Annotated in this window: 15 protein-coding genes; 12 read left to right on the top strand and 3 right to left on the bottom strand. The window is 68.2% G+C overall.

The features are described 5' to 3' along the window. Positions 1-49: 49 nt before the first annotated feature. Positions 50-1,078, top strand: coding sequence for a beta-ketoacyl-ACP synthase III (locus ACQP1O_RS40765; protein ID WP_433563584.1), 1,029 nt, complete (start codon positions 50-52; stop codon positions 1,076-1,078). A 42-nt stretch (positions 1,079-1,120) separates the two neighbouring features. Here the strand turns inward: ACQP1O_RS40765 and ACQP1O_RS40760 are convergent, their stop codons facing one another. Next, entirely contained in the window at positions 1,121-1,819 is a 699-nt protein-coding gene (locus ACQP1O_RS40760) for an SIMPL domain-containing protein (RefSeq protein ID WP_433563583.1), read from the bottom strand. Positions 1,820-1,834: 15 nt separating this feature from the next. After that, positions 1,835-2,293 (bottom strand): SRPBCC family protein, encoded by a 459-nt coding sequence (locus tag ACQP1O_RS40755; protein ID WP_433563582.1) that lies wholly within the window; start codon positions 2,291-2,293, stop codon positions 1,835-1,837. Positions 2,294-2,552: 259 nt separating this feature from the next. On the opposite strand from ACQP1O_RS40755, the gene ACQP1O_RS40750 reads away from it, so the two are divergent. The 10 genes from ACQP1O_RS40750 (at position 2,553) to groL (ending at position 12,267) form a co-directional block, all read left to right on the top strand. Next, on the top strand, positions 2,553-2,756 hold the full coding sequence (locus tag ACQP1O_RS40750) for a hypothetical protein (RefSeq protein ID WP_433563581.1): 204 nt from the start codon (positions 2,553-2,555) through the stop codon (positions 2,754-2,756). 108 nt (positions 2,757-2,864) lie between these two features. Continuing rightward, the gene (locus ACQP1O_RS40745; protein WP_433563580.1) at positions 2,865-4,538 is read left to right on the top strand and encodes an FAD-dependent oxidoreductase; all 1,674 of its coding nucleotides are present in this window, start codon (positions 2,865-2,867) and stop codon (positions 4,536-4,538) included. A 10-nt stretch (positions 4,539-4,548) separates the two neighbouring features. Beyond that, positions 4,549-6,018 carry an ATP-binding protein gene (locus tag ACQP1O_RS40740; protein WP_433563579.1) on the top strand — a complete coding sequence of 490 codons (1,470 nt, stop codon included), beginning with the start codon at positions 4,549-4,551 and terminating at the stop codon, positions 6,016-6,018. Between the two features lie 17 nt (positions 6,019-6,035). After that, a complete protein-coding gene (locus ACQP1O_RS40735; protein ID WP_433563578.1) occupies positions 6,036-6,389 on the top strand; it encodes a UBP-type zinc finger domain-containing protein in 354 nt (117 codons plus the stop codon). Positions 6,390-6,503: 114 nt separating this feature from the next. Beyond that, the gene (locus ACQP1O_RS40730) at positions 6,504-6,938 is read left to right on the top strand and encodes a hypothetical protein (RefSeq protein ID WP_433563577.1); all 435 of its coding nucleotides are present in this window, start codon (positions 6,504-6,506) and stop codon (positions 6,936-6,938) included. Positions 6,939-7,077: 139 nt separating this feature from the next. Then, positions 7,078-7,977 carry an RNA polymerase sigma-70 factor gene (locus ACQP1O_RS40725; protein WP_433563576.1) on the top strand — a complete coding sequence of 300 codons (900 nt, stop codon included), beginning with the start codon at positions 7,078-7,080 and terminating at the stop codon, positions 7,975-7,977. 125 nt (positions 7,978-8,102) lie between these two features. Beyond that, the gene (locus ACQP1O_RS40720) at positions 8,103-9,188 is read left to right on the top strand and encodes an NAD(P)/FAD-dependent oxidoreductase (protein ID WP_433563575.1); all 1,086 of its coding nucleotides are present in this window, start codon (positions 8,103-8,105) and stop codon (positions 9,186-9,188) included. Between the two features lie 65 nt (positions 9,189-9,253). Beyond that, positions 9,254-10,009 (top strand): Clp protease N-terminal domain-containing protein, encoded by a 756-nt coding sequence (locus tag ACQP1O_RS40715; RefSeq protein ID WP_433563574.1) that lies wholly within the window; start codon positions 9,254-9,256, stop codon positions 10,007-10,009. Between the two features lie 107 nt (positions 10,010-10,116). Further along, positions 10,117-10,419, top strand: a complete 303-nt coding sequence (locus ACQP1O_RS40710) for a hypothetical protein (protein ID WP_433563573.1) — start codon at positions 10,117-10,119, stop codon at positions 10,417-10,419. Positions 10,420-10,644: 225 nt separating this feature from the next. After that, positions 10,645-12,267, top strand: coding sequence for a chaperonin GroEL (groL, locus tag ACQP1O_RS40705; RefSeq protein ID WP_433563572.1), 1,623 nt, complete (start codon positions 10,645-10,647; stop codon positions 12,265-12,267). A 153-nt stretch (positions 12,268-12,420) separates the two neighbouring features. Here groL and ACQP1O_RS40700 read toward each other — a convergent pair whose 3' ends face one another. Continuing rightward, positions 12,421-13,122: a TetR/AcrR family transcriptional regulator gene (locus ACQP1O_RS40700; RefSeq protein WP_433563571.1), complete on the bottom strand. Its 702-nt coding sequence runs from the start codon at positions 13,120-13,122 to the stop codon at positions 12,421-12,423. 149 nt (positions 13,123-13,271) lie between these two features. Here ACQP1O_RS40700 and ACQP1O_RS40695 point away from each other — a divergent pair, with 149 nt between their 5' ends. Beyond that, positions 13,272-14,222 carry an NAD-dependent epimerase/dehydratase family protein gene (locus ACQP1O_RS40695; protein WP_433563570.1) on the top strand — a complete coding sequence of 317 codons (951 nt, stop codon included), beginning with the start codon at positions 13,272-13,274 and terminating at the stop codon, positions 14,220-14,222. The last annotated feature ends 33 nt before the right edge of the window (positions 14,223-14,255 follow it).

The following is a 14,255-nucleotide window of genomic DNA, read 5'->3' as shown; positions in this document are numbered from 1 at the left end:
GGTGAAGGTCACGTTCGACGCGCGGTACGCAGTACATAGGAGAGAACCAATGTCTGCTCGAATTGCCTCGATCAACGGGGCAGAGCACACGGCCATGCTCGGGCTCGGCGTGTACCGGCCGGAGCGAATCGTCACCAATGACGAGGTGGCGGGGCCGATAGATTCCAGTGACGAGTGGATCCGGACACGTTCCGGCATCCGCAATCGACGCTTCGCCTCCCCCGAGGAGACGATCGTCAGCATGAGCGCCGCGGCTGCCCGCGACGCCATCGAAGCAGCGGAGATCGACGCGAATCAGATCGATTGCGTCATCGTCGCAACGTCCACCTGGCTACTGCTCACGCCCGCCGCGGGCCCGCAGATCGCCACTGCACTGGGTCTGAACAATGTGGCCGCCTTCGATGTCTCGGCCGGTTGCGCCGGCTTCTGCCACGCGGTCGCCATGGCATCGGATCTGGTTAAGGGCGGCACCGCCCGGCACGTGCTGGTCATCGGCGTGGAAAAACTGACCGACACGGTCAACCCGAAGGATCGTGGCACCGCCTTCCTCTTCGCCGACGGCGCCGGCGCCGTGGTGATCGGCCCCTCCAGTGAACCGGGCATCGGCCCGACCGTCTGGGGATCGGACGGCACCCAGCACCACGCCATCCGCCAGGACAAGGACTGGCTTCAGTTCTTCGACGAGATCGACGAGAAGGGCCTCGACGCTGTCCGGCCCTACCTCGCCATGGAGGGAACGACCGTCTTCCGCTGGGCCGCACACTCTTTGGAGCGGGTGTGCCGCGAGGCCATCGAGCGGGCGGGCCTGACCACGGACGATCTGGACGCGATGGTCCCGCATCAGGCCAACGGTCGCATCATCGAGATCATGGCGCGGGTACTGAAGCTCCCCGAGCGGTGCGCCCTGGCCAATGACATCGAGGAGACCGGCAATACCTCGGCGGCTTCGATCCCGCTGGCCATGGAGGCCATGATGCGCGCGGGCGACGCCAAACCCGGCGGCACCGCACTGCTCATCGCCTTCGGTGCGGGGTTGTCGTGGGCGGCGCAGGTGGTCCAGCTGCCGAACTGGAAGTGAGCGCCTCCGCGCGACGCCACCCGGCGGCGCGCGGAGGACGAGCTATCCCATGTCCCAGGCGACGGTCACGGTGAATGTGACCGTCTGCTGGCCTGGTTCGAGGTTGATGTTGGGTGCGGCGCCCGGGGCGGTGTCCCGGTACATCGGCGTCGGCGTTGCGCCGCTGCCGTTTTCGCTGATGGTCTTGACCGTCTTCAGCTTCAGCCCGGACAGGCCCGCGTACTGTTCGGCGCGGCTCTTGGCGTCGTCGAACGCCCGCGCGCGGGCATCGGACAGCAGCTTGGTGTTGTCCTCCAGCCCGAAGGCAACCGAGTTGATGCGGGTGTCGTTGCCGCCCGCCTGCACCGCCGCCGACAGGATGCCCGAGGCCTTCGGCAGGTCCCGCACGGCCACATGCATGGTGTTGGTGGCGCGATAGCCGCTGATGCTGTGGCCGTCGGTGCCGTAGGTGGGCTGCACGGACAGGTCGCTGGTCTTGATGTCCTCGCGCTTGGCCCCGGCCGTGACCATGGCGTCGGTGATCGCCTTGGCCTTGTCGTTGGCCTGGTTCACGGCCGCGGACACGTCGGCCGCGCTCACCTCGGTACCCAGATCGGCATTGAGCACATCCGGTGTGCCCTGGACCTTTCCGGTACCGGTGACGGTGACCGTGCGGTCGCCCGAGGAGTCGGAGCTGCCGCAGCCGGTGAGCACGAGCGCGACACCGGCCGTGGCGGCACAGAGCGCTGTCAGTCGTCGCATAGGCCGAACCTACGCTCAGCGCTCCACGGTTTGCTTGATCTTCCCCAGGGTTACCTGCATGCCGTCCTCGAGCGCGCCCTCGAAGGGCTGCTCACCGCCGAAGACATTGTCGATGGTGAACTGCAGCCACCGGGGCAGCTTGCCGCTGGGGACGTCGCGCCGCTGGACCAGCTTGGTACCGCCGTCCGCGGTGGGCTCGAGCGTGTAGCTCCAGATGGTCCGGTTCTCGTTCATGCGGAAGGCGATCGCGCGATTCGGCTCGAATCGAACCACCCGGGAGGTGGTCGGGTAGACGTAGCCCTTGGCCTTGTTGAGGTTCACCGTCCAGGTGCCGGTGTGCACCTCGCGGCCCAGCGGCTGCATGCGCAGGGTCTGCGGGCTGAACTCGGGAATGCGCTTGAGGTCGGCGACAACACTCCAGACCTGCTCGGGTGCTGCCGCGATATCGATGCTGGCTTCGAGAGTTTTGGGCAACGTTGCCTCCGGGGACGTAACGATCGGTACCACGCATCGTAGTTCGGGTGGCGTGGATCACCTCGGATCCGTGGTGCGGATCACCACACCCACCTGCACGTATGGCGTGTGCCGCCGGTTCATACCGCGGTTGAAAATCAACTAGATCACATTCTGGGGGTGTTGATGTCCGAAATGTAATGCTCGGCGCACAATGTGGATAGACGAAGCAACAGACACTGCCACCGGCTTTCCGATTGGAAACGTGAGGTGATCGGCCGTGAACCTGCGTTCGCTCCTGCATCTCGAGACCAAGACGGTCCCGCTCCTCCCCGCTGAAGAGTCCGGTATCGATGCTGAGGCCCTGACGCTCGACAAACCTACGAAACGCTTCCGCCGCAAGGCCAATGGCGACCTCGAAGAGCGACTCGAGCGATTGCTCACCCCTACCGAGATGGATTTCATTGAGCATCACCGGATTTGAATCGGTGTGCCCGGGACGTTCGAGCAAGGTCGCAGGTCTGTTCCGCCTGACGCGAACATGGCACGGTCTGGCCTTCGCGGTCTTGCCTCGTCAGCCCATACTCGATAGGTGACTTCACCAGCTGCCGCGAAGCCGGCCATCCTCAGCGTCGACGACGATCCCGGCGTCTCGCGCGCGGTCGTGCGGGACCTGCGCCGCCGGTACGGGGCGGACTACCGGATTCTGCGGGCGGAGTCCGGCGCCGACGCTCTCGATGCCCTTCGTGAGATGAAACTGCGCGGCCAGCCGGTCGCGGTCATGATCGCCGACTACCGGATGCCCGGGATGAACGGCGTCGAATTCCTCGAGCAGGCCATGGACCTGCACCCGTACGCGCGCCGCGTGCTGTTGACCGCCTACGCGGACACCGATGCCGCCATCGAGGCCATCAATGTGGTCGACCTGGACCACTACCTGCTCAAGCCGTGGGATCCGCCGGAGGAGAAGCTCTACCCGGTCGTCGACGCCCTGCTGGAGGCCTGGCGCGGGGACGAGCACAAGCCCGTGACCGAGACCAAGGTGGTGGGCCACCGCTGGTCGGCCCGCTGCTCGGAGATACGGGAGTTCCTGGCGCGCAACCAGTTGCCGTATCGCTGGTACCAGGTGGACGAGCCGGAGGGGGCGCGGCTGCTGACCGCCGCCAATGCCACCGAGGACCAGTGTCCGGTCATCATCAATTCCGGCGGCGATGTGCTGATCATGCCCACCGACGCGCAATTGGCCGAGGGCGTGGGCCTGAACACCGACGCCTCCAGCGACTTCTACGACCTGATCGTGGTCGGCGGCGGCCCGGCCGGTCTCGGCGCGGCGGTCTACGGCGCGTCGGAGGGTCTGCGCACCGTGCTGGTGGAACGCACCGCCACCGGCGGCCAGGCCGGACAGAGCTCCCGCATCGAGAACTACCTGGGCTTCCCCGACGGCCTCTCCGGCGCGCAGCTGGCCGACCGGGCCCGCCGGCAGGCCGTGAAATTCGGGGCTGAGCTGATCACCGCGCGGGAGGTGGTGGCCCTCGAGGCCTGCGGTTCCGCGCGCGTGGTCCGGTTCGCCGACGGCGGCAGCGTCGCGGCGCACTCGGTGCTCATCGCCACCGGCGTCAACTACCGCCACCACCCGGCGCCCGGCGTGGACGAATACACCGGCCGCGGCGTCTACTACGGCTCGGCCATGACCGAGGCCAGTGACTGCGCCGACAAGGACGTCTACATCGTCGGCGGCGCGAACTCGGCGGGCCAGGCGGCGGTGTTCCTGTCCCGGCGGGCCCGGGCCGTGCACATTCTGGTGCGCGGGGCGTCGCTGGAAGCGTCCATGTCGCACTACCTGATTCAGCAGATCGCGCAGATCCCGAACATCAAGGTGCACACCCGCACCGAGGTGGTGTCCGCCGACGGCGACGACCACCTGGAATGGATCGTGCTGCGCAACAACGAGACCGGCACGGAAGAAAAGGTGGACGCCGAGCGTTTGTTCCTGTTCATCGGTGCGGCGCCGGAAACCGACTGGCTCGAAGGCACCGTCAAGCGCGACGACGGGGGCTATGTGCTGGCCGGACCGGACCTCATGGTCGACGGCGAACGCCCCGCGGGCTGGGAACTACCGCGTCCCCCACAGCATCTGGAGACCAGCGTGCCCGGCGTGTTCGTGGCCGGCGACGTCCGGTCGGAATCGGCGAAGCGGGTGGCCTCCGCGGTCGGCGAGGGCGCCATGGCCGTCATGCTGGTGCACCGCTGGCTCGCGAAACAGTAGGAGTAGGTGAATGGGCAACACCCGATTGATCTGCGACCCGAACGAACTGCGGCAGCTGTTCCTGTTCGAGAAGCTCGACGACGAGCAGCTGGCCTGGCTGTGCAAGGACGGCCGGGTCGAAATGTTCGAGCCCGGACTGGTTTTCCGCGAGGGCGACCCGGCCACCTGCTTCTACGTCCTGATGGACGGCGAGGTGCGGCTGACCAAGATGTCGGGCGGCGAGGAGATCGAACTCGTCCGCACCGAGCACGTCGGCTCCTACTCGGGCGCCTGGACGGCCTACATGGGCGACAAGGTCGAGCAGACCTACACCGCGTCGTTCTACGTGACCCGGCCGTCGAAGTTCTTCGTGCTGGACGCCGGCACCTTCGCGAAGATGATGCAGGAATGGTTCCCGATGGCGCTGCACCTGCTGGAGGGCGTCTTCTTCGGCAACCGCAATGCCAATGAGCGCATCGGCCAGCGGGAACGGCTGCTGGCCCTGGGATCCCTCTCGGCGGGCCTCACTCACGAGCTGAACAATCCGGCCGCCGCCGCGGTGCGCGCCACCTCCTCGCTGCGCGAGCGGGTCGCGGGCATGCGGCACAAGCTGAAGATGATGGCGCACGGCAAGTTCAACTCCGAGACCATGGAGGCGCTGGCCCAGCTGCAGGAGGAGGCGGCCGCCCAGGTCGCCAAGGCCCCGACGCTGACGCCGCTGGAGGCCGCCGATCGCGAGGACGAGCTGGGCGACTGGCTCGAGGACCACGGCGTCGCCAATGGCTGGGACATCGCGCCGAACTTCGTGCAGGCCGGGTTCGACATCGACTGGATGGAGAAGGTGCACGGCACCCTGTCCGGTTGTGGCGGAGATGTTTTCGAGGCGGCCATGCGCTGGCTCAACTACACGGTCGAGACCGAGCTGCTGATGAACGAGATCACCGACTCGACCAACCGCATCTCCTCGCTGGTGAACGCGGCCAAGCAGTACTCGCAGATGGACCGGGCCCCGTTCCAGGTGGTGGACCTGCACGAACTGCTGGACAGCACGCTGGTCATGCTGGCCCGCAAGATCGGCGACGACATCACGGTGGTCAAGGAATACGATCCGGCGCTGCCGCCGGTGCCGTGCTTCGCCGCCGAGCTCAACCAGGTGTGGACCAATCTGATCGACAACGCGGTCTCCGCCATGTCCGGGCGTGGCACGCTCACCGTCCGCACCTATCGTGAGAATGACTGCGCCGCAGTGGAAATCGGCGACACGGGGCCCGGCATCCCGGAGGAGATCCGCACCCGCATCTTCGAACCGTTCTTCACCACCAAACCGGTCGGCGAGGGCACCGGGCTCGGGCTGGACATCTCGTTCCGAATCGTGGTGAACAAGCATCACGGCGACATCCGGGTCGAATCCGAGCCCGGGAATACGCGTTTCATCGTCCGATTGCCGCTCGAGGGCGCCGCTCCCGACGCAGCGCAGTCCACTCTCGAAGCAGCGCAGTAAACGACGGAAGGCAACTGATGACCGAACAGATCGAAGGCATCGACCCCAGCATCGCGCCCAGCGGATCCGGTTGCGTCGAATGCGATGCCGCCGGCGGCTGGTGGGTGCACCTGCGCCGGTGCGCGCAGTGCGGGCACATCGGCTGCTGCGACATGTCGCCGAACCAGCACGGCACCAAGCACTTCGAGAGCACCGGGCACCCCTTCATCCAGAGCTTCGAGCCGGGTGAGGACTGGTACTACAACTTCGAGAACAAGGAGATGTACGACGGCGGCCCGGAACTCGCTCCGCCGCACGCGCATCCGCTGGACCAGCCGGTGCCCGGTCCGCGCGGCCGGGTGCCCGCGGACTGGCAGCAGCATCTGCACTGACGAAACCCGCGGGTCGGAACTTTTTCTACCGGGAGTTGCCGGGGCCGGGTACGCTGCTGCGAGCGCCGGGCCGGTCCGGTGCCGGCACTCTCGGGAAAGTTCGGAAAGCAGGGTATGAAGCGTCTTTCGATCGTCGCCCTCGCCGCCGGTGCGATGGCGTTGACCCTCGCCGGCTGTGGTTCGGACAAATCCAGTGATGCGAACGGCCTGAAGCAGGCCGGGACCACCACTGCGGCCAGAATCACCAGCGCGGGCGCTTCCACCACCACCGCCGCGGCCCCGGTGCAACCGCCCGCGGAGGCGCCCACCAGCGCCACCGCGGCCAAGAAGACGGCCGCGCCCGCCGGCGCCCAGACCACCTGCGGTGACTTCCGCGACCTCACCGAGGATGCCGAGAAGCAGGTGATCGACCAGGTCCTGGCCGCGAATCCGGGGTCGTTCCTGGACGGCAGCCCGAACGTGGCGCTGGGTACCGCCAAGCTGGCGTGCCTGGCCTCGACGTATGCGAATACGCCGGTCGCGGTGGCGATCCGGGTGGCGCCCAAGTAGTTTCACGCCGATTCTCGGTCGGGCGGCCGGTTACCTCATCGGGCGCGGACCGCACCGGTGGCGGGTGGTCACCGTCGTGGCCCGCGGTGGCAGGCGTATCGTCCTCAAACGATTGCGTGCGACGAGAACTGGGGCACTGATGGACGCGAACGGGCTGGCCGAATTCGAACGGCATCGGCCGCGCCTGTTCGCGCTCGCCTACCGGATGCTCGGCTCCGCCGCCGAGGCCGAGGACGCCGTGCAGGAGACCTACCTGCGCTGGGACGGCACCGATCGCGCCGGAATCCGCTCCGCCGAGGCCTGGTTGACCACCATCCTGGTGAATCTCTGCCGCACCTGGCTGGATTCGGCTCGCGCCCGCCGCGAGACCTATGTCGGCCCCTGGCTGCCCGAACCGGTCCCGACCGGGCACGGCGAACTCGGTCCGCTGGAATCGGCGGAACAGCGGGAGCTGGTGTCGATCGCCTTCCTGACGCTGGCGGAACGGCTCAGCCCCACCGAGCGCGCCGTCTTCGTCCTGCGCGAGGCCTTCGGCTACGCGCATCGCGAGATCGCCGACATGCTCGAACTCACCGAGGCCAATTCACAGCAGGTGTACCGCCGCGCCTCCCACCGGGTGCACGAGGAGCGCCCGCGCTTCGAACCCGCTCCGGCGCACGCGCGCGAACTGGTCGAAAAGTTCCTCAGCGCAGCGAAATCCGGTGATCTGGCCGCGCTCGAGGCCATGTTCACCGCCGATATCGTGGCCGTCGCCGATGGCGGCGCGAAGGTCCATGCGGCCAAGCGGCCGATCGTCGGCGCCGCGAACGTGGCCCGCTACCTGGTGGGTCTGTTCACCAGGATGCCGGGCCCGACCTTCGCGGTCGAGGAGGTCAATGCCGCGCCGGCGTTCGTGGCCCGGCTGGCGGGGACCGTGATCGGCACCGTGTCCGCCGACTTCGACGGCCCTGCGATCGCCTCGCTCCAGCTCGTGGTGAACCCGGACAAGCTGGCCTATCTCGCGCGTGCCGAGCGACGGCTCACAGAAACCGCTGGATAACCGCTATTTCCGCACCGCGAATTCGCGGGTGACGCAGGACACACCCGGAATCTGTCAGGGATCACGGGACTGTCCGGTCTAGAGGGTGTCGGCCACCGAGCGGGGGCCGGGTAAGGAGCACTCTCATGACCGGGCAGCATCGAATCGTCGTACTGGGCGCGGGTTATGCGGGGCTGGCAGCGGCACAGCAGGCCGTGCAGGCGAAGGGCGCGCGGGTCACCGTGATCGACCTGCACACCGAATTCGTCGACCGGGTGCGGCTGCACCAGGTCGCCGCCGGTCAGGACGTGCCGCGGTGGGAACTGCGGAAGACTCTGGAGGCCAAGGGAATCGAGTTCGTCGCCGGCCGCGCGGAACGTATCGACACCGCGGCCCGTCGCGTCGAACTGGCTTCCGGCGGAGTCGTCGAATACGACTCGCTGATCTACGCTCTCGGCAGCCGTGCCGACCTCGGAATGGTGCCCGGCGCCACCGAATTCGCCCACACCGTGGCGACTTCCGAGGATGTGCGCCGGATCCCCGCGCCGCTCACCGGCCGGGTCGCCGTGGTGGGTGGCGGCCCCACGGGCATCGAGACCGCCACCGAACTCGCCGAATCCCGGCCCGACCTCGAGGTCCTGCTGGTGAGCGCCGACGAACCGGGAAGCTGGCTGATCCCCAAGGCGGCCGCGCACATTCGCGCCGTCCTGGACCGCCTCGGCGTCCGCGTGCACGTCGCCAAGGTGGCGGCGGTGACCGCGGCCGGACTCGAGCTGGTCGACGGCGAGCACATCGCCGCCGAAACCGTGCTCTGGACAACGGGTTTCACCGTGCCGGAGGTGGCGGCCCGCTCCGGCCTGCCGGTGGACGCGCGCGACCGCGTCCTGGTCGACGAGCGGTTGCAGGTGCGGGGCATCCCGGATGTGTACGCGGTCGGTGACGCGGCGGTCATGCTCGGGCACAACGGCCGCGAGGCGCGGATGTCCTGCCAGGCCGCGCAGCCGGCGGGCAAGTACATCGGTGCGGCGGTGGCCGCCCGGGTGCACGGGAAGACGCCGGCGCCCTATCGGGTCCGCTTCGTGCTGACCTGCATCAGCCTCGGTCGTCGCGACGGTGTCGTCCAGTTCATGCACGCCGACGACTCGAATGGCCGCACGGTGCTGACCGGTCGCAAGGCGGCATGGATCAAGGAGCAGATCGTGCGGGCCGTGGGCCGGGCGGCGAAGCTCTGAGCCCACGCCCGGACTTCGTCAACCATAGGTTGACCATTGCGGCGTGGTCAACCTAGAGTTGACGCATGACGAACTCCATCCGCCTCGACGATCTGATCGACGGCATCAAGAAGGCCCGTCCCGACGACGTCCTCGAGCAGCTCTCCGACGCCGTGGTCCTCGGCAACCACATCGGCGAGGTGGCCGACCATCTGATCGGCCACTTCGTCGACCAGGCCCGCCGCTCCGGCGCGTCCTGGACCGATATCGGCCAGAGCATGGGCGTGACCAAGCAGGCCGCTCAGAAGCGCTTCGTTCCCAAGGCTCCCGCCGACCCGGGCCAGGCCGCCGCCCTCGACCCCAATGCCGGGTTCGCCCGTTTCACGCAGCGCGCCCGCCACGTGGTGATGGCCGCCCAGGAGGAGGCCCGGGCCGTCGGCAATCTCGAAACCCGTCCCGAACACCTCATCCTGGGCCTGCTCGCCGAGCCGGAATCCCTCGCGGTGAAGGTCATCGAGGCCAAGGGCGTCTCGGCCGACGCCGTCCGCCGGGTGGCCACGGCCGCCCTCCCCGCCGCCACCGGCGAACCGGTGCCCGCGCTCATCCCGTTCGACGCGCAGGCCCGCAAGGCGCTGGAGCTGACCTTCCGCGAGGCCTTGCGGCTGGGTCACAACTACATCGGCACCGAGCACCTGCTGCTCGCCCTGCTGGACCAGGAGAACGGCGCCGGCATCCTGTCCGGCCTGGGTCTGGACAAGGACTCGGTGCAGGCCGATATCGCGGGCCTGCTGAGCTCGCTGCCGGTGCCCGGCGTCACGGGTCCCGCGCCCGACACGCAGTAGTCGGCGTGTCACTGCACCATGCTGCCGACCTGGTGATGTAGGGCTCGCGATGATCCCCGCGTCACCGGGTCCTCTGGTGTGCATGATGCGGCAGATACGATTGTGGAATGCCGGGCGACGAGGGTTCCGACCTAGTTGCGGGGGAAAAGCGCGCCGATCTGCTGCGCGCGCTCAGTTATGTCTCCACCGAGGACACGCCGGACGGCGGCTACATCGTGAACGGAGACCTCCCACCCGAGGTCGCACCGCCGTTCATCCGGGCCATCATGCGAATCGAAGCCGAACTCCTCCTCCAAGATGCCGAGCTCGTCACCGTCGAGCACGGCGAGCCGCGGACTCCGGAGGAACGTCGTACCGACGCCCTGATCGCCCTGCTGCTGCGCGTAGACGACCGCTCCCACTTCTCGTAGTCCTCATGGGATCCGGGCCGCCGAGAGGACTCGTGCGGCCATCTCCCCAACCTTGCACTCGTCTGGGGCGAGTGCTAAAAAGGGATTTGGCACTCCGCACCTGCGAGTGCTAGGTCGGAAACGGTGAGACCGGGCTGTATTTGACCAAATGAGCCGGGTCGTCCGTCGCGGGCACCGAACCTGACCAGATCATGCCAATCCCCTGATCTGGAGGATCTCAACGCAATGGCCAAGACAATTGCGTACGACGAAGAGGCTCGCCGCGGACTCGAGCGCGGCCTGAACAGCCTCGCCGACGCTGTCAAGGTGACCCTGGGCCCCAAGGGCCGCAACGTGGTGCTGGAGAAGAAGTGGGGCGCCCCCACCATCACCAACGACGGTGTCTCCATCGCCAAGGAAATCGAGCTCGAGGACCCGTACGAGAAGATCGGCGCGGAGCTCGTCAAGGAAGTTGCGAAGAAGACCGACGACGTCGCGGGTGACGGCACCACCACCGCCACCGTGCTGGCCCAGGCGCTGGTCCGTGAGGGCCTGCGCAACGTGGCCGCCGGCGCCAACCCGCTCGGCCTGAAGCGCGGCATCGAGAAGGCCGTCGAGGCCGTCACCGCCAAGCTGCTCGACACCGCCAAGGAGGTCGAGACCAAGGAGCAGATCGCTGCCACCGCCGGTATCTCGGCGGGCGACTCGTCCATCGGTGAGCTGATCGCCGAGGCCATGGACAAGGTCGGCAAGGAAGGCGTCATCACCGTCGAGGAGAGCAACACCTTCGGCCTCCAGCTGGAGCTGACCGAGGGCATGCGCTTCGACAAGGGCTACATCTCGGGTTACTTCGTGACCGACCCGGAGCGTCAGGAAGCGGTCCTCGAGGACCCGTACATCCTGCTCGTCGGCTCGAAGATCTCGACCGTCAAGGACCTGCTGCCGCTGCTGGAGAAGGTCATCCAGGCCGGCAAGCCGCTGCTGATCATCGCCGAGGACGTCGAGGGCGAGGCCCTGTCGACCCTGGTCGTCAACAAGATCCGTGGCACCTTCAAGTCCATCGCCGTCAAGGCCCCGGGCTTCGGTGACCGCCGCAAGGCCATGCTGGCCGACATCGCCATCCTGACCGGTGGCGAGGTCATCAGCGAAGAGGTCGGCCTCTCCCTCGAGACCGCCGGTCTGGAGCTGCTGGGCACCGCCCGCAAGGTCGTCATCACCAAGGACGAGACCACCATCGTCGAGGGCGCGGGCGACCCGGAGGCCATCAAGGGCCGCGTCGCGCAGATCCGCACCGAGATCGAGAACTCGGACTCGGACTACGACCGTGAGAAGCTGCAGGAGCGCCTGGCCAAGCTGGCCGGCGGTGTTGCCGTGATCAAGGCCGGCGCCGCGACCGAGGTCGAGCTCAAGGAGCGCAAGCACCGCATCGAGGACGCCGTCCGCAACGCGAAGGCTGCCGTCGAGGAGGGCATCGTCGCCGGTGGTGGCGTGGCGCTGCTGCAGGCCGCTCCGGCCCTGGACGCCCTGTCCCTGTCGGGTGACGAGGCCACCGGCGCGAACATCGTCCGCGTCGCGCTGTCCGCCCCGCTGAAGCAGATCGCCTTCAACGCCGGCCTGGAGCCGGGCGTTGTCGCCGAGAAGGTCTCGAACCTCCCGGCGGGCCACGGCCTGAACGCCGAGTCCGGCGAGTACGTCGACCTGCTGGACGCCGGCGTTGCCGACCCGGTCAAGGTCACCCGCTCGGCCCTGCAGAACGCGGCCTCCATCGCGGCCCTGTTCCTGACCACCGAGGCCGTCGTCGCCGACAAGCCGGAGAAGGCCGCCCCCGCGGGCGACCCGACCGGCGGCATGGGCGGCATGGACTTCTGAGTCCTGCCTTCCGGCAACACATCTGAAGAACGAGGGCCCGGCCACCTGACGGTGGCCGGGCCCTCGGCCATGTATGGGGAAGGTATCGGAAGGGGAATACCGATCGGCCCAGGCGTGTGATGGTGGCGCACAGGCCGATTCGCTTGTGTGGGATCAGCTTTCGGTGGGGAGGCCGACGAGGTCGGCCATGAGGCTCATGTGGTGGGCGAAGTAGTCGGCGACGGCTTCGATGGTGCCGTCGAGGCGGCCGAAGATCTCGAAGGTGACCAGGCCGAAAAGCTGTGTCCAGGCCAAGAATACGCGGTCGAGGACTTCTTCGGGGAGGTCGGACGACTGCTGTTCGATGAGGGTGCGCAGGTCCGCGCGCACCGGGGCGGGGAGGGGAGTGGGCAGGGGCGCGGGGTGGAGGCGGTCGGCGGTCGCGGCGTGGGCGGCGATACCGGCGAGCAGCATGACGACCGTGGCGGCGGGGCCGACGGTGTCCTCTGGGGCGTCGTAGCCGGGGATGGGGCTGCCGTAGAGGAGTCCGTATTCGGTGGGGTTGGCGACGGCCCAGTCCCGGACCGATGCGCACACCGAAAGCCATTGTGCGCGTTCGTTGTTCGCGGGCGCGGCGGCCTGGGCCACGGTGGCGGCCGCGCCCAGGGATCGGTAGCTGTCCAGGATGAGGGCGGTCAGCAGGTCGTCGCGGCTGGGGAAGTAGCGGTAGAGCGCGGAGGCCACGATTCCCATGTCGCGGGCGACGCCGCGCAGGGACAGGTTCGCGCCGTCGGTGGCCAGCCGCTTGCGCGCGGTGGTCTTGATCTCCTCGATCATTTCGGTGCGGACGCGGGCGCGCAGGGATCCGGCGGACATATCCGCAGTGTAGAGAACAGGCAACTGTTCGGAGAACGGCAGGCGACTGAGAGAACAGTGTTCTTGACTGGAAACGGTGTGCACTTCTACCGTCGATAGTCGAGAACAGTGTTCTCGACTCATCCACATCCGACAGGATCGAGGACCCCATGTCCCTGCACGTCGTCATCGGAGCGGGTCCGGTGGGCACGGCCACCGCGCGACTGCTCGCCGCCCGAGGTGACCATGTCCGCATCGTCACCCGTAGCGGCTCCGGCCCCGACCACCCGAATATCGAGCGCATCGCCGCCGACGCCGCCGACCCGGCAGCCCTGCTCACCCACTGTGCGGACGCCACCACCCTGTACCAGTGCGCCCAGCCCTCGTATCACCGCTGGCCGCAGGACTTCCCACCCCTGCATCGGGCCGTCCTGACCGCCGCCGAGCTTTCCGGCGCAGCCCTGATCACCGTCGGAAATCTCTACGGCTACGGCGAATTCGACGGTCCGGTCACCGAATCGCATCCGTTGCGCCCGAATTCCATGAAGGGCCGGGTGCGCGCGGACATGTGGTCCGAGCAGCTCGCCGCGCACCGGGCCGGTCGCATCCGCACCGCCGAGGTGCGCGGCTCGGACTACCTCGGCCCGAACGCGACCTCGGCCTTCAGTGTGCTGGTGCTGCCCGCGGTGCTCGCGGGCAAGCGCGCCCTGGTCCCGGCCGACCCGGACGCCCCGCACAGCTGGACCGCCACCGAGGACGTGGCCCGCCTGCTGATCGCCGTCGCGGATGACGAAACCGCCTGGGGCCGAGCCTGGCACGTCCCGACCCCGCCACCCCTGTCGGTCCGCGCCCTGGCCGACCTGACCGCGTCGGTGGCCGGCGCGCCGCCCGCCCGCGTCGGCCGCATGCCCGCGGGCCTGCTCTGGGCGATCGGCCTCTTCGTCCCCGACGCCCGCGAAATGCGGGAACTGCGCTACCAGTTCGACCGCCCCTTCGTTCTGGACTCATCGGACGCGACCGCCTGCTTCGCCCTGGACCCCACGCCGCTGGAGGTCACGCTGCGCGCGACCATCGACGGCATGCCCGGCGGCCGGCGGGCGCAGCCCGCGGCGACACGGTAGGGGACGGTCCGATGTCCTCGATACGTGATTCCG

This window comes from Nocardia sp. CA-151230 (genome assembly GCF_050942175.1).
Taxonomy (GTDB): Bacteria; Actinomycetota; Actinomycetes; order Mycobacteriales; family Mycobacteriaceae; genus Nocardia.
The sequence above is the reverse complement of the archived record's forward strand: the minus strand, read 5'-3'. Positions and strand labels throughout refer to the sequence as shown.